General features: G+C 65.8%; 15 protein-coding genes and 1 pseudogene. 7 read left to right on the forward strand and 9 right to left on the reverse strand.

Going from position 1 to position 15267, the window contains the following annotated elements; all coding sequences use genetic code 11:
• Positions 1–233 precede the first annotated feature (233 nt).
• Positions 234–1904 (forward strand): methyl-accepting chemotaxis protein, encoded by a 1671-nt coding sequence (locus ACVWZM_RS12235; RefSeq protein WP_168857855.1) that lies wholly within the window; start codon positions 234–236, stop codon positions 1902–1904.
• Positions 1905–2190: 286 nt separating this feature from the next.
• Complete coding sequence (locus ACVWZM_RS12240; protein ID WP_028341382.1) at positions 2191–2979, forward strand: SDR family NAD(P)-dependent oxidoreductase; 789 nt, start codon at positions 2191–2193, stop codon at positions 2977–2979.
• A 204-nt stretch (positions 2980–3183) separates the two neighbouring features.
• Here the strand turns inward: ACVWZM_RS12240 and ACVWZM_RS12245 are convergent, their stop codons facing one another.
• Both ACVWZM_RS12245 and cobS read right to left on the reverse strand, forming a co-directional pair.
• Positions 3184–3750, reverse strand: a complete 567-nt coding sequence (locus ACVWZM_RS12245) for a histidine phosphatase family protein (RefSeq protein WP_253624965.1) — start codon at positions 3748–3750, stop codon at positions 3184–3186.
• Between the two features lie 70 nt (positions 3751–3820).
• Complete coding sequence (gene cobS / locus ACVWZM_RS12250) at positions 3821–4573, reverse strand: adenosylcobinamide-GDP ribazoletransferase (protein WP_168857852.1); 753 nt, start codon at positions 4571–4573, stop codon at positions 3821–3823.
• Positions 4574–4751: 178 nt separating this feature from the next.
• On the opposite strand from cobS, the gene cobT reads away from it, so the two are divergent.
• The 3 genes from cobT (at position 4752) to ACVWZM_RS12265 (ending at position 6771) form a co-directional block, all read left to right on the forward strand.
• Positions 4752–5765, forward strand: coding sequence for a nicotinate-nucleotide--dimethylbenzimidazole phosphoribosyltransferase (gene cobT / locus ACVWZM_RS12255; RefSeq protein ID WP_456853322.1), 1014 nt, complete (start codon positions 4752–4754; stop codon positions 5763–5765).
• A gap of 178 nt (positions 5766–5943) precedes the next feature.
• A complete protein-coding gene (locus ACVWZM_RS12260; RefSeq protein WP_229192765.1) occupies positions 5944–6270 on the forward strand; it encodes a hypothetical protein in 327 nt (108 codons plus the stop codon).
• A gap of 78 nt (positions 6271–6348) precedes the next feature.
• A complete protein-coding gene (locus tag ACVWZM_RS12265) occupies positions 6349–6771 on the forward strand; it encodes a S49 family peptidase domain-containing protein (protein ID WP_057016263.1) in 423 nt (140 codons plus the stop codon).
• Positions 6772–7048: 277 nt separating this feature from the next.
• Here the strand turns inward: ACVWZM_RS12265 and ACVWZM_RS12270 are convergent, their stop codons facing one another.
• The 5 genes and pseudogenes from ACVWZM_RS12270 to ACVWZM_RS12290 all read right to left on the reverse strand — a co-directional run bounded on the left by ACVWZM_RS12270 (position 7049) and on the right by ACVWZM_RS12290 (position 10691).
• Positions 7049–7459 carry a VOC family protein gene (locus ACVWZM_RS12270; protein ID WP_028343957.1) on the reverse strand — a complete coding sequence of 137 codons (411 nt, stop codon included), beginning with the start codon at positions 7457–7459 and terminating at the stop codon, positions 7049–7051.
• A 118-nt stretch (positions 7460–7577) separates the two neighbouring features.
• Positions 7578–8114, reverse strand: a pseudogene (locus ACVWZM_RS12275) (SRPBCC family protein).
• Between the two features lie 33 nt (positions 8115–8147).
• A complete protein-coding gene (locus ACVWZM_RS12280) occupies positions 8148–8558 on the reverse strand; it encodes a DoxX family protein (protein ID WP_076827733.1) in 411 nt (136 codons plus the stop codon).
• Positions 8559–9048: 490 nt separating this feature from the next.
• Positions 9049–10326 carry an RNA polymerase sigma factor gene (locus ACVWZM_RS12285; protein ID WP_253624968.1) on the reverse strand — a complete coding sequence of 426 codons (1278 nt, stop codon included), beginning with the start codon at positions 10324–10326 and terminating at the stop codon, positions 9049–9051.
• Positions 10323–10691, reverse strand: a complete 369-nt coding sequence (locus ACVWZM_RS12290) for a YciI family protein (RefSeq protein WP_456853324.1) — start codon at positions 10689–10691, stop codon at positions 10323–10325. Before ACVWZM_RS12290 ends, ACVWZM_RS12285 begins: the two co-directional genes overlap by 4 nt.
• A 531-nt stretch (positions 10692–11222) precedes the next feature.
• Between ACVWZM_RS12290 and ACVWZM_RS12295 the strand changes: the two genes are divergently transcribed.
• Positions 11223–12188 (forward strand): 2-hydroxyacid dehydrogenase, encoded by a 966-nt coding sequence (locus ACVWZM_RS12295; protein ID WP_456853326.1) that lies wholly within the window; start codon positions 11223–11225, stop codon positions 12186–12188.
• A gap of 228 nt (positions 12189–12416) precedes the next feature.
• On the opposite strand, the gene ACVWZM_RS12300 is transcribed toward ACVWZM_RS12295, so the two are convergent.
• Both ACVWZM_RS12300 and ACVWZM_RS12305 read right to left on the reverse strand, forming a co-directional pair.
• A complete protein-coding gene (locus tag ACVWZM_RS12300) occupies positions 12417–13067 on the reverse strand; it encodes a dihydrofolate reductase family protein (RefSeq protein WP_456783565.1) in 651 nt (216 codons plus the stop codon).
• Positions 13068–13157: 90 nt separating this feature from the next.
• A complete protein-coding gene (locus ACVWZM_RS12305; RefSeq protein ID WP_229192761.1) occupies positions 13158–13817 on the reverse strand; it encodes a TetR/AcrR family transcriptional regulator in 660 nt (219 codons plus the stop codon).
• A gap of 93 nt (positions 13818–13910) precedes the next feature.
• Here ACVWZM_RS12305 and ACVWZM_RS12310 point away from each other — a divergent pair, with 93 nt between their 5' ends.
• Positions 13911–14555, forward strand: a complete 645-nt coding sequence (locus ACVWZM_RS12310) for a glutathione binding-like protein (protein ID WP_456853329.1) — start codon at positions 13911–13913, stop codon at positions 14553–14555.
• Positions 14556–15267: the final 712 nt, after the last annotated feature.

The raw sequence follows: 15267 nt of genomic DNA on the forward strand, positions 1-15267 counted from the left end.
CGTATGATTACGGTGAACATCGCGTTCTGCCGGTGGATGATAACGTGCGCTCTGAAAAAAAACCTTTGCGAATTGAAGCGGATGCATGCGCGGAACTTGGCGTTATGCAGTTCGTGCCAGGCGCGCGCGAGCAACAGGCTTTACCGATGCTAAACGGCTCGCTGCAACCTTTCCGTGAGTTGCCGCGATCCGCTTTTCCCTATCCCTTTTATTTGGACCTTCACGGAGCCCTGATGTTCAGTTTCAGCAACAAGGCCAAGATCGAGAATGCGCTGGCGCAGACTGCCGCGATCGGCAAGTCGCAGGCGGTGATCGAGTTCAAGCTCGACGGCACCATCGTCGACGCCAACGAGAACTTCCTCAATGCGATGGGCTACACGCTCGACGAGATCGAGGGCAAGCACCACAGCATGTTCGTCGATCCGGCCATTCGCGACAGCCAGGACTATCGCGCGTTCTGGGCAAACCTGAACCGCGGCGAGTTCCAGGCCGCGCAATACAGGCGCATCGGCAAGGGCGGCCGCGAGATCTGGATCCAGGCCTCCTACAACCCGATCCTGGACAAAAGTGGCAAGCCGGTCGGCGTGATCAAGTTCGCCACCGACATCACGGCGCAGAAGATTCACAGCATGGAGGAGGCCGGCAAGATCGCCGCGATCGGCCGGGCGCAGGCGGTGATCGAGTTCAACATGGACGGCACCATCGTCAATGCCAACGAGAATTTTCTAAGCGCGCTCGGCTACTCGCTCGCCGAGATCCAGGGCAAGCACCACAGCATGTTCGTGCCGCCGGCCGACCGCGACAGCGCGGCCTATCGCGACTTCTGGGCACGGCTGAACCGGGGCACGTTCGAGGCCGGCGAATTCAAGCGGCTCGGCAAGGGCGGCAAGGAAATCTGGATCCTCGCCACCTACAACCCGATCCTCGACGATCGCGGCAAGCCGTTCAAGGTCGTCAAGTTCGCCACCGACGTCACCCAGCAGAAGGTGAAAACCGCCGACAATGACGGCCAGATCGATGCGATCGGCAAGTCGCAGGCGGTGATCGAGTTCAACATGGATGGCACGATCCGCACCGCGAACCCGAACTTCCTCGCCGCGATGGGGTATTCGCTTGCCGAGATCCAGGGCAAGCATCACAGCATGTTTGTCGAGCCCACTGAGGCGAGCGCGGCCGGCTACCGCGAGTTCTGGGGGGCGCTGAACCGCGGCGAATTTCAGGCCGCCGAATACAAGCGCATCGCCAAGGGCGGCCGCGAGATCTGGATCCAGGCCTCCTACAACCCGATCCTCGATCTCAACGGCAAGCCCTACAAGGTGGTGAAGTACGCCACCGACATCACCGCGCAGGCGATCGGCCGCAAGAAGGCCGACAGCGCGCGCGGCCTGATCGAGGCGGTCGCCGCCGGCAGCGAGGAGATGAGCGCCTCGATCCGCGAGATCTCGGAAACCATGACCAAGTCGAAGCAGAACGCCGCGGTCGCCACCGGCCGGGTCGAGGCTGCCGACGGACAGGCGCAGAAGCTCAATGCCGCGGCGCAGGCGATGAGCGGCATCGTCGAGATGATCTCGAGCATCACCGGGCAGATCAACCTGCTGGCGCTCAACGCCACGATCGAGTCGGCGCGCGCCGGCGAAGCCGGCCGCGGCTTCGCCGTGGTTGCCTCCGAGGTGAAGAGCCTCGCCAATCAGGCCAAGCAGGCGACCGACACGATCTCCTCGGAAATCGACGCGCTGAACTCGATCGCCGCCGAAGTGGTGAGCTCGCTGTCCGAGATCAAGGCGGCGATCGCCGGCGTCAACGAATACATCACCTCGACCGCCGCCGCGGTCGAGGAGCAGAGCATCGTCACGCAGGACATGTCCACCAACATGCAGCGTGCCTCTGCCGAACTCGCAGCGTAAGCCACGGTGCGATCCTCGAAGGATGGGCGGCCCGGGCTGGGGGCCGTGCATCCTTCGAGACGCGCCGCTTTGCGGGCTCTTCAGGATTGCGGCGAGAGGGTCGGCGTGCCGTAGGAAGCCGATACTCCATACTCCCCGGCTGGTGGCCGTGCACCCTTCGAGGCTCGCTACGCTCGCGCCTCAGGGTGACGGAGCGAGAGCATGCCGCGTGTCGCCGTCGGGTTGACACGTCGGAGTAAAGGTCGCAGACGGTCGGGACTTCCTGCCCGAACCGATGGACCATCCGATGAATTCCGCTTCCCCCAAAGTCGCACTCGTGACCGGCGCCGCGCGTGGCATCGGGCTTGCCGCGGCGAAACGCTTTCTCGCCGACGGCTGGCGCGTCGCGCTGCTCGACATCGAGGGCGAATTGCTGCGCGCGGCGGTCGCGGCGCTGAAGCAGCCCGACGACACGCTGGCGCTCACCTGCGACGTATCAGATGCCGCTGGCGTGGCAGCCGCGATCTCTGCGATCACGGACCGGTTCGGCCGGCTCGACGCGCTGGTCAACAATGCCGGCATTGCCGTGTTCACGCCGGTGCTGGAGACCTCGGACGCCGACTGGAGCCGGATCATGGCGGTCAACCTCACCGGCCCGTTCCTGTGCACCAAGGCGGCCGCGCCGTTAATGCGGGAGCATGGCGGCGGTGCAATCGTCAACATCACCTCGATCTCGGCGGTGCGCGCCTCGACGCTGCGCTCGGCTTACGGCACCAGCAAGGCCGGCCTCGCGCATCTCACCAAGCAGCTCGCGGTCGAACTCGCCTCGCTCGGCATCCGCGTCAACGGCGTCGCGCCCGGGCCGGTCGAGACCGCGATGGCCAAGGCCGTCCACACGCCGGAGATCCGCGCCGACTATCATGACGCCATCCCGCTCAACCGCTATGGGCTGGAGGAGGAGCTGGCGGAAGCGATCTTCTTCCTGTGCTCGGATCGCGCCAGCTACATCACCGGACAGATCCTCGCCGTCGACGGCGGCTTCGACGCCGCCGGCATCGGCCTGCCGACCCTGCGCGGCGCGCGGCGGAATGGGTAACGGTTGATCGAACGAACTAATGTCACACCGCGACGGGACTGCACTCCCTCGCCCCGTTCTTACGGGGAGAGGGTTGGGGTGAGGGGCCCTCTCCGCGCGCGCAGTACCAGTTAGTCTCGCGGAGACTCCCCCTCGCCCGGAACGCATCTGTCGATGCGTTCCGACCCCGCACGCGGGGCGAGGTAAAGCAGAGTCACTGCGCTATCAGCGCTCGTTCACCGCGACCACGCGCCATGCATTCGGCAGCCGGTCGATCCGCGTCAATGACAGCGGATCGATGACGAAGCGCAGCGCGAGCTCCGGGGCAAGCTCGAGCGCGATCGCAAGGATCGCGCGAATGGTGCCGGAATGCACGACCAGTACGACGTCGCCGGACGGCAGACGCGCGAGCCCTGCCCGCGCCCGCGCGATCTGATCGGCAAAGCTTTCGCCGCGCGGCGGCCGGTTGCTGCCCGGCGATTGCCAGAACGCGCGATAGGCCGCGCCGAGCTCGGCTTCGATCTCGCTGTGACGCCGGCCGGTCCAATCGCCAAAATCCTGCTCGCGAAAGGCGTCGTCCTCCGTTGCCGTGAGACCGAGCTTTGCTGCGGTCTCACGGGTGCGCCGCGCCGGACTGCAGACCGCGCGAGCGTGGGCCGGCAGCCTCGCCTGCAACGACGCGAATGCCGCGGCATCGCCGAGGTCGGCGGGCGCATCCGGCGCGTGGATCACGCCGCGCGGACCGTCCACCGGTGCATGACGGATCAGCCAGAAACGCGTTTCGCGATCCATGCTCTGCTTACGCTTTCATTTTGACGCGTTTTCTTCACGCGAACCGGTCTCCACTTCGCTCGAAAACGCTCTAACCTAACCGCGCCGCGAGCAGTACCAGGATCGCGGTTTCCGCGACCTGCTCCGCACCGCCAAGCACATCGCCGGTCTGGCCGCCGATCTGCCGCTTTGCCACGAGCGCCATGACCAGCGCGCACACAGCGGCGGCGATCGCCGCCAGCAGCGCGCTGCTGAACGGCAAGGCGAGGATTGCGATCAGCAGCGCGATGCCGGCCGCGACCACGGCAATGGTCCCATCAGGCCTTCCGGCATTGGCGGCGAGCCCGTCCTTGCGCGCGTAAGGCTGGCTGATCGCAATCCATGGCAGCACGCCGCGGCCCAGCGCGTGCGCCGCGATCAGGCTCTGCACCACGAGACCATTCGGAATTGCCGCGAGAGCCGCGAGCTTGGCGGCAAAGCTCACCACCAGCGCCAGCGCACCGTAAGTGCCAAGCCGGCTGTCACGCATGATCTCGAGCTTGGTCGCGACATCGCGGCCGCCGCCGAACCCGTCGGCGACATCGGCGAGCCCGTCCTCATGCAGCGCGCCGGTGAGCAGCGCACCGCCGCCGAGCGCGAGCGCCGCCGCGGCGAGATCCGGCACACCGATCGCCCGCAGCAGCAGGCAAAACAGGCCGATCGCCGCCCCGATGGCGGCCCCGACCAGGGGAAACAGCCGCTGCGCCCGCGCAAAGCTCTCCGTCCGCGCGCCGTCCGGATGCGGCATCGGCAGGCGGGTCAGGAAGGCGGTCGCGGTCCGGAGATCGTCGAGCCATTGATTCATGGTGAAGGCCTGGAAATTGGGCTAAAGCGCGACGAGATCGGGCTCGATCTGATCGCGCTTTAGCTTCTTGTTAGGGCATGATCTCCGCGCAAATGCTACGCATTTGTCGCGAGGGAAAACCGCTTCACACGTTTCCGGATCATGCATTAGCTTGCGGCCCGCTCGACGAGGGAATCGCATGCAGTTCAGTACTCTAGACGACATCCGCGGCTTTTGTCGCGACCTGCCGCAGGGCGACGAGGCCAGTGCCGCGGCCGCCACGCAGCGCCAGCAGAACCTGACCAAGCCGCCGGGAAGCCTCGGCCGCCTGGAGGAGGTTGCGATATGGCTGGCGCGCTGGCAGCGGCGTGAGATGCCCCGGCTCGACCACGTCACGATCGCCGTGTTCGCCGGCAATCACGGCATCGCCGAGCGCGGCGTTTCAGCCTATCCCTCCGAGGTCACCGCGCAGATGGTGGCGAACTTCGCCGCCGGCGGCGCTGCGATCAACCAGATCGCCAGGCTTGCCGGCGCCGAGCTGCGCGTCGAGCCGCTCGAGCTGGCGCGCCCGACCCGCGATTTCACGACCGGACCGGCGATGGACGCCGCCGATTTCCTCGTCGCGCTCGATACCGGCTGGCGCACGGTGCCCGAGCAATGCGATCTGCTCGTGGTCGGCGAGATGGGCATCGCCAACACCACGGTCGCCGCGACGCTGTGCGCCGCCTTGATGGGCGGGCGCGGAGTGCGCTGGGCCGGCCGCGGCACCGGCGTCGACGATGCCGGGCTGATACGCAAGCGCACCACGATCGATGCGGCGCTCAAGCTGCATCGCGGCGCGATCGACGATCCGCTCGTCACCGCGATGTCGCTCGGCGGACGCGAGCTCGCGGCGATCGCGGGGGCCGTGCTGGCAGCGCGCGCACGCTGCATTCCGGTGCTGCTCGACGGCTTCGTGGCGACAGCGGCGGTGCTGCCGCTGGCGCGGCTTCAACCCGATAGCCTCGCGCATTGCCGCGCCGGACATGTGTCGGCCGAGCTTGGCCATCGCGAATTGCTGCGCGAGCTCGAGCTCGCCCCCTTGCTCGACCTTAACATGCGGCTCGGCGAAGGCTCCGGCGCGGGGGTTGCGATCCTGCTGTTGCGCGCGGCGCTCGCCTGTCATGGCGGCATGGCGACCTTTGCCGAGGCCGGCGTCTCCGGCGCTGACTGAGGCTCCCGGGAGAGCCGGAGGGTTCTCTCAAAAAAGCCGGTGCATAGCGTCGGCGCGGGTTGACAATCTTCGCGTGTGTAGCATGACCTCTGCGCGTTGGAGGCCTAACCTTCGCGGCGGTGGGACGCCGGCTGACGTCTCAGCCGTGCTGAACCAGATACCGGGGAGAAATCACCTCATGTCGGGCGTTCTCATCAATCTGATCATTCAGGTCATCAGCGGAGCCGTCGGCGGCAATGTCGCGGCGGGAGCGGCCAAGAACATCGATCTCGGCACGCTCGGTAACACCATCGCAGGCGCCATCGGCGGCGGTGCGGGCGGACAACTTCTGGGCATGCTGATCCCGCTGCTCGCCAATTCCGGCGCGACGCCTGACATCGGCAGCATCATCGGCCAGGTCGCCGGCGGCGGCGTTGCCGGCGCCGTGCTCACGGCGATCGTGGGGGTCGCTCAAGAACCGCGCGGCCTGAGCCACGTGCTGTCGCGACCGGGACATCGGTCTTGACGATGCCCCATTCCGGCGCGAGCCTTCCAGCTTCAGATGCGGCGGCACCTCGATCGCATCGTGGCAGGGATTGCGCGCATGAAAATACTTGTCGCGGCGGCAGCTCTCTGCGCAACGGTTAGCTGCGCGCAAGCCGATGTTCGTATCCTCGCCAGCCCCGGCGGGCAGGTCGGCCCGTTCATCGAGCTGTTCGACAAGGTGCGCGAGTCGGGCGAGCGCGTCGTGATCGACGGGCCCTGCCTGTCCGCCTGCACCCTGGTACTCTCGATGGTGCCGGGCGACCGCATCTGCGTGACGCGGCGCGCCGTGCTCGGCTTCCACGCCGCGCGCTCGATCGACCAGCGCGGCCGCACCTATGCAGAGCCGGAAGCGTCCGTGGCGGTGCTGCAAGCCTATCCGGCGCCGGTGCGCGGCTGGATCGCCCGCCGCGGCGGCCTGACTTCGCGCCTGCTATTGCTGCGCGGCCGCGAGCTCGCGGCGATCTATCCGCGGTGCAGGTGAGATTTGCAGCCTGTAAAGTGTCGTAGCCCGGATGAAGCGAAGCGCAATCCGGGGGACTGCCGGCGCGGATTGGGTGCCCCGGATTTCGCTGCGCTCCATCCGGGCTACGGCTCCCATCCCGTCATCCTGAGGTGCGTGCCTTGCGGTGCACTTGCACCGCTGGGCGAGCCTCGAAGGATGCACGGCCACAGCCGGGCCGTCGTGCTTCGAGACGGCCGCTACGCGGCCTCCTCAGCATGACGGGTAGGGAATGAGCTCGGCGGAATAAGCCGCCAGCCTACATCCCCTGCGGGCAGTTCACCATCCAGGGGATGCCGAACTGATCGACGCACATGCCGAAGCCGTTGGAGAAGAAGGTCTTGCCGAACGGCATCGTCACCGTGCCGCCCTCGGACAGCGCCTTGAAGCGGCGTTCGGCTTCCGCGGGATCCTCGACCTGCAACGCGACGTGGAAGCCCTGCGGCTTCTGGAAGTGGCCGGGCGGGGCGTCGGAGGCCATGATGATCTCGCCGTCGATCGTGAGGCGGGCGTGCATGATCTTGTCTTTCCAGCCGGGCGGCGTCTGCATCTCCGCACTGCCCTCGCCGTAGGGGAAGGTGTCCTCGATCCGGGCGCCGAGAACCTTCTCGTAGAATTTCAGCGCGGCGCCGCAATTGCCGTCGTAGGAGAGATAGGGGTTGACCTGCATCGCATGCTCCCTTGGGTCATTCGAGCCTCGTCCCGATGGTATCGGAACGAGGGCTCCGGATTGTTATCTTGACGCGTTTTCCTGACACGAACCGGTAACCACCTCGCTCGAAAACGCGCTACTTCTCAGTCAGTTTCTTCAGATTGGCGAGACCGGCCTCGAAATCCCTGCCGATCATGCGATCCAGGTTCATGAACACCTGCATCACCTTCGACATGAAGACGGCCGGACCATACATGGTCCATGTGACGCTGGTCGCATTTCCCTGCGGCAGCATTGTGAACTCGGCGGTGTTGTGGCCTTCGAACGGCTTGATGAAGTCGAGCTTGATGACGATCTTCGACGGCGCGGAGGATTGCAGGATCTCCATGCGGCCGGCGCCGACATTCTTGTTGCCGTCCCAGGCATAGGCCGCACCCTGCCCGCGCCCGGCGCCGCCGTAGATGCGCTTCATGGCCGGATCCCGGTTCTCGTAAGGCGACCAGAGCGTCTACTGATGGAAATCGTCGATCAATGGAAAGATCCGCTCGGCCGGCGCGTTGATGCTGATCGCACGCGTGACGCGGAGCGTGCCCGGCTTGGTCGCCGCGAGGATGAGGATGACGGCGATCGCGACGCCGAGGACAATCGCGATGATGGCAATGATCTCCAACATGACAGTCTCCACAGGGATGAATTGAACAATATCTCACCGGCGAAATGGAAGCATTGCGCGCAGATTGCCGTCGCGCAGATAGAGCCCGCCCCACAGCATCAGGCCGAGATAGAGCCCGAACAGCGTGTGGGTGAACAGCGGGCTGCCGATCCGCACATGCGATGCGATCGCGCCGCCGAGATAGCCGGTGAGCAGGATGGCGCCGAGGATCGAGGTCGGCGGCACCGAGTAGAGCAGCGTGCAGACGATGGTGATGATGCCGAGGCTGCGCGCCAGCGCATCGCTCGCGCCGAAGCCCATCCTGTCCATGGTCTCGGTGACGACCGACAACGGCACCAGCTTGATCGCGCCGTCGAACAGCAGGAACAGGACGACCATGCCGCTCATGACACGGCCGGTGATGCGGGCGGGCTTTGAGACTTCGGTGTCGACGGTCGTCGGCATGACAGGCTCCGTAACGCTTGGTGATGCTCTCTGCCTTCATGACGAACGGCGGAGTACGCGGCCGACAAGGCGGGCGAAGATTTTTTCGGAAGTCAGGCAGAGTCGATTGAGAGCTGCGACAAGCTCCCTCTCCCGAACCAAGACGTGGATGCCCGGCACAAGGCCGGGCATGACGAGTTTGTGGAGCTATCGAGCCCATATGCGATTGCCCTGCACTCGCGGGGGAGGCGCGTTGCCAAAATATCGAAAACAACCCCATGCAAAGTAGCCGGCGGCCGACCGGGCTGCTTGACACGTCGGGCAACTCAGGGATATTTTTCCAATATTCCGAAATCGCGCAGACGCACGCTCGCCCCCCGGGGGCATACGGCATTCGCGCGCTTCTGTACGCGACGTTTCCACGTCGTCATGACCGCCAGCCATATGCGATAGCCCTGCGCACGCTCGCGGGGGAGGTGCAGCGAGTATGCCGGTGCGCTGTTGCTGACCGCTACTTCGCCTTCGCGTTGTGCGGCTGGCTGTCGCGCATCAGGCGGTCGATATGCATGCGGATGTGGGCGGCTTCGGCGGTGGTGTTGGCGAGCGCGATGGCGCGGTCGAAGGCGATGCGGGCGTCCTCGTTGCGGCCGAGCTGCATCAGGAAGGCGCCGCGGACGCCGAAATAATGGAAGTAATTGGCAAGCCGCGGCGCCAAGGGCTCGATCATCTCGAGCGCGGCTTCCGGCCCCTTCACCTTGGAGACCGCGACGGCGCGGTTGAGCGTGATCACCGGCGACGGCTGCATGACCTCGAGCGCGCCGTACAGCAGATCGATCTGGGTCCAGTCGGTATCCTCGGGCTTTTCCGCACGGGCGTGCAGCGCTGCGATCGCCGCCTGCACCTGATACGGCCCGCTGCGGCGGTGGCGCATCGCCTTGTCGATCAGCGCGAGGCCCTCGGCAATCTGCTTCTGATTCCACAGGCTGCGGTCCTGGTCGTCGAGCAGGATCACCTGGCCATCGGCATCGAAGCGCGCCTCGGCGCGGGCATGCTGCAGCAACAACAACGCCGTCAGCCCCATGATCTCCGGCTCGCTCTGGAACAGCCGCAGCAGCAGGCGGGCGAGACGAATCGCCTCCTCGCACAGTGGCGCGCGGATTTCGGCGGTGTCGCCGCTCGCCGAATAGCCCTCGTTGAAGATCAGATAGATCATCGCCGCGACCGAGGCGAGCCGCTCGCTGCGCTCGACCGCGCCAGGCGTCTCGAACGGCACGTCGGCATCGGCGACGCGCGCCTTGGCCCGCGTAATGCGCTGCTCCATCGCGGCTTCCGAGACCAGGAAGGCGCGCGCGATCTGCTTCACCGTAAGACCTGAGACGATGCGCAGCGCGAGCGCGATCTGCTGCGTCGCCGGCAGATCCTTGTGACAGCAGATGAACAGCAGCCGCAAGATGTCGTCGCGGTAATGCGAGCCGTCGAGCCGCTCGGCGATCTCGTCCTCGGCGTCGTCGAGGTCGGAGATCGCCTGGTCGTCGTCGGGCAGCGGCTGCTGCTTCTTGTTGCGGCGGACCTCGTCGATCGCGACGTTGCGGCCGACCATGATCAGCCACGCCGCGGGATCGCGCGGCGGGCCGTTCTGCGGCCAGCTCTTGAGCGCCCGCAGGCAGGCGTTCTGGAACGCCTCCTCGGCGGTGTCGAGATTGCGGAAGTAGCGCAGCAGGGCGCCGACCGCCTGGGGACGCGCGGACGTCAACGCAGCATCGATCCAGGCGGTGTCGGTCACGCTCACGCCTTGGTACCTCCCTGATTGAAGTAGCCGACCGGGCGGATCTCATAGGTGCCGCCGGGATTGGCCTCGCCGAGGTCGCGCGCGATGTCGAGCACCTCGTCGAGGTTCGTGCCCTCGACCAGATAGAAGCCGAGCAGCTGTTCCTTGGTTTCGGCGAACGGGCCGTCCAGCACCAGCGGCGGGTTTTCCTTGCGCAGCGTGGTGGCCGCGGTGGTCGGCAACAGCCGCGCCACCGGGCCGAGCTTGCCCTGCTTGGCGAGCTTGTCCTGCACGATGGACAGTTTCTGCATGACGGAGGCGTCGTGTTCCTTGCTCCAGGAGCCGACCATGTCTTCGTCATGATAGCAGAGGATGGCGTACAGCATCGAAAAGGCATCTCCGTTCATTGCAAGAACGAACGATTATGCCCGCTGCCGACAGGGGGCGCGAAAGAAATTTAGGTTCCGGATGCCAACGGTGGATCTTGATCGCGGCTCCATGGCGCGCTTCGACGGACGGGACGTTTGTCGCGGCGGCGATGAACGTGCGGTTGCCGATAGACGCCGTAGCGGGCGGCGATCCAGCGCGCCTTGGCTTCATCGCTCTCGCGATGGCGGACGTGGCTCCTCGTCATCGGACGGGGACGCCTGCTGCCGCGGAGACGCCACGGGTTGCGCCTGAGCCTGCGATCGGGCCGACCGGGCCTCGCGCTGCGTTGGAGCAACGGTCGGTTGAGCCTCAGCCGGCGTGTCAGCGTTTTACGAGCACGGGCGTGGGCCGTGGCGCCCGGCGGCACGGACGAAAGCCGACGCCCGGATCAGTTTGCGCATGGAAGTTCTCCCCTGTTGATGGCAGGACATATGAGCGGGCCGGACCCGCTCTGTGACATGCATCACATAGACGTTGGAGGTATCGGGATGGGTAAGGGCGCGCTCGCGCTGCTGATCAATGGCGGCTCGGAAAACTGGTCGTCGGGGCGCTGGAAGGCGCGGTTCGACGCGGTCTGCCCGGACCGCCGCGTGGTGCTGCTGCCGGACGGCGCGCTCGATCCCGCCGAGGTGCATTACGCCGCGGTGTGGAAGCCGAAGCCGGGCGAGCTCGCGGCATTCAAGAACCTGCGCGTCATCTTCAATCTCGGCGCCGGGGTCGACGCGCTGATGGCTGATCGCTCGCTGCCCGACGTGCCGCTGGTGCGGGTCGCGGTCTCCGATCTCACCGACCGCATGACCGAATATGTCGTGCTGCACGTTCTGATGCATCACCGCCAGGAGCTCTATTTGCGCGAGTCGCAGCGGGTGAAGCGCTGGGCGCCGGACTATCAGTGGGCGGCGAGCGCGATCACCGTCGGCATCATGGGGCTCGGCACGCTCGGCGCCGCCGCGGCGCAGGCACTGCGCGCGCTCGGCTTCCGCGTCGTCGGCTGGAGCCGCAGCGAGAAGCGGATCGACAGCATCGCCTGCTATCACGGCGCGGACGGGCTCGACGCATTCCTGCGCGAGACCAACATCCTGGTCTGCCTGCTGCCGCTGACGCCGGACACAAGGCACGTGCTCAACCGCGACGCGTTCGCGAAGCTGAACCGCAACAGCCCGCTCGGCGCGCCCGTCATCATCAATGCCGGCCGCGGCGGCCTGCAGAACGAGGCCGACATCCTGCGCGCGCTCGATGAAGGCACGCTGGGCGCCGCCTCGCTCGACGTCTTCGAGACCGAGCCGCTGCCCGAGGCGAGCCCGTTCTGGAGCCATCCGAAGGTGGTGCTGACGCCGCACAACGCCGCCGACACCGACGCCGACGAGATCTCGAAATATGTCGCGCAGCAGATCGCGCGCTTCGAGGCCGGCGGCGCGCTGGAGAACCTCGTCGATCGCAAGCGGGGGTATTAGCACCGGCGCGTAGCCCGGATGCAGCGAAGCGAAATCCGGGGTTCTTTGCGCCGGACAAACCGCTCCCGGATTGCGCTACGCTCCATCCGGGCTACGAAACCGGCGATGCGGAATCACGCCTGAGCGTCATTGCGAGGAGCGAAGCGACGAAGCAATCCATCCTTCCGCATACGCGGGGACATGGATTGCTTCGCTTCGTTCGCAATGACGGACAAGATGCACGGATGACTAAGACGCCTTGCGCGCGAAGGTGACGTGGGTCGCGTGCGGGCTCGCGACATGCGAGACGACGGCGTAGCCGAGGGCAGGCAGATCGAGGCCCGCGAACAAACTCTCACCGGCGCCGAGCACGACCGGCGGCAGCACCAATTGCAGCTCGTCGAGCAGACGCGCCTGCAGGAATTGACGCACCACCGAGACGCCGCCGCCGACGCGGATGTCCTTGTCACCGGCAACCGCGCGCGCCCGCTCCAGCGCCGCGAGCATGCCGTCGGTCACGAAGTGAAACGTCGTGCCGCCTTCCATCTCGATGTCGGGCCGCGCGTGATGGGTCAGCACGAACACCGGCGTGTGGTACGGCGGATTGTCGCCCCACCAGCCTTTCCAGGCATGATCCGGCCACGGCCCGCGGATCGGGCCGAACATGTTGCGGCCCAGGATCCAGGCGCCGATCCCCTCCATCGACTTGCGCGCGATCTCGTCGTCGAGGCCGGTGGTGCCGCCGTCCTGGCCGAATGTCTGGCGGAACGTCCGTGTCTGGAGGAACCAGCCGGGCAACACCATGCCGCCTTCGCCGAATGGATTTTCGAGACTCTGACGCGGCGCCGCGCCGAATCCGTCGATCGATACCGAGAATGCTGAAGTCCTGACTTTTCCCATGATGTTCCGCTTCCGTGAGTGGGGGGACCTTACGGAAGACGGGCGGGAAAGCCAGCGCCCGACATTTGCCCGGCGAGAAAATTTGCGCGGCTATTTCGCGCCGCACAGCACGTCGATGGCGCCCTTCACGATCGCCTCGAGCTCCTTGCGCGGCACGCGGGCGCGGGCGCGGATCGCGATGGTGTGGATGGTGGCGGACGCCAGATGCGCCAGCGACGCCGGATCGGTCTCCTCGGGCAGTTCCCCGCGTTCCCTGGCATGGCGGAAGCAGATGCCGAACGCCTTGTCGAGCTCGGTCAGGCCCTCGACCACCATGGTGCGGATGTCCGGATCCGACACCGCCTCGGACGCCGCCGTCATCACGGTGAAGCAACCGCGCGGGCCGGACTCGCCGGACAGATAGATGTCGAGCGCGATGCGATAGATGCGCTCGAGCCGCTCGCGCAGCGGCGCGTCGGCGCGGAAGATATCGACCATCGCGGCGCGCGCGTCGTCGCGATAGCGCTGGTAGCTCTTGATATAGAGCTCGCGCTTGTCGCCGAACGCGCCATAGAGGCTCGGCCGGTTCATGCCGGTCGCAGCGCTCAGATCATCGAGCGAGGTCGCGGCGAAGCCGTCGCGCCGGAACAGATCGAGCGCCTTGCCGAGCGCGACATCGGGCTCATACGCGCGCGGCCGCCCGCGGCGCTTCGGCGTGACCGGCCCCGCGATTTTGGCAGCAGTTGGCGGCCTCTTATTTTTTTGTACCATTTCGCATCTAATTCCTTGACGCCGCCAATATTATCCAAGACAGTACAAAAATCAACAACGGCCGGACACCCGCGCCAGACACTGGAGGCACCCATGGACCTTTATTTCTCGCCCCTCGCCTGCTCGATGGCGACCCGCGTCGCGCTCTATGAAGCGGGCCAGCCGGCCAACTATCTCGAGGTCGATCCGAAGACCAAGGCGGTGCGCAACGACGGCTCCGACTTCAACAAGGTCAACCCGCTCGGCCTGGTGCCGACGCTGCGCACCGACGACGGCGTCGTGCTGACCGAGAACGCCGCGATCCTGCAATATGTCGCCGACCAGTTTCCGCGCGCCGGCATCGGCACGGCGTCGAACGCCGAGCGTTCAAAGCTGCATCAATGGCTGTGCTTCATCGGCACCGAGCTGCACAAGGGCCTGTTCCTGCCGCTGCTCGACAAGAAGGCGCCGCCGGAGGCCAAGACCTATGCCGTGGAGAAATACGTCTCGCGGCTCGACTATCTCGAGGAGCACCTGAAGGGCCGCGACTACCTGCTCGATCACTTCAGCGTCGCCGACGCCTATCTCGTCACCGTGATCAACTGGACCATGGCAACGCCGCCGGTCGAGCTCGCGAAATGGCCGGCGCTGAAGGCCTATTACGAGCGCCTGCGCGCCCGTCCCTCGGTCGCGAAGGCGATCGCGGAGGAGTTCGAACTCTACAAGGCCGAGATCGCGCGGCATAAGGCGGCGGCGTAGGGCTTCTTACGACGGAGGCACAGTCTTCTCTCCCTCTCCCCGTTCTTACGGGGAGAGGGTTGGGGTGAGGGGCCGCTTCCGCGAGTTGCGAATGCGGTGAGACCTGTACCCCCTCACCCGGATCGCATCTTGCGATGCGATCCGACCTCTCCCCGCAAGCGGGGCGAGGTGAAGGGGTGCCGCGGTCAGCATCCTCGGCAAATCGAAAGCTTGCGGGTGTTGGAGAGCTCATCCCTGGCTCCCCCTTTCGTGTGGCTGGAGGCGGCGCGTCCATGAAGACTGGCTGGAATTTCTTCCACTCATCGTAGTATTCCGCCGGCAACGTGTACGGCTGGCATTCAGTGATCGCTCGCAGCGCACTGTTTTGATAAGCCTGAGCATAGTCTGATGTGGCCGGCTTGCTCCCTGGCAACACCACAGGTTGCCCATCGAGCCTGCCCTCTCGCGTCAGCTCGATTATAAACTCAACCCTTACACCTGCTGCATCGCTTCCGACGCGTGGAGGTCTCCTCCAACACCTCTCGAGCTGATGTCTGAACATCGCCCCCAAGTATCGGCCCCGCGCATTTCATTCCTCGCTGCGCTTGGCTGGATAGCAACGGCTATGAAGACGGTCGCGAGGAGGAAGCCTGCGAGCGCAACGGCGGCAGAACGATTATTTGGCATGTAATGAGATCCGGCAGACGCGGTGAGGTTGCAATCGCCGACCAGC

It is taken from the genome of Bradyrhizobium sp. USDA 4501 (assembly GCF_054062115.1).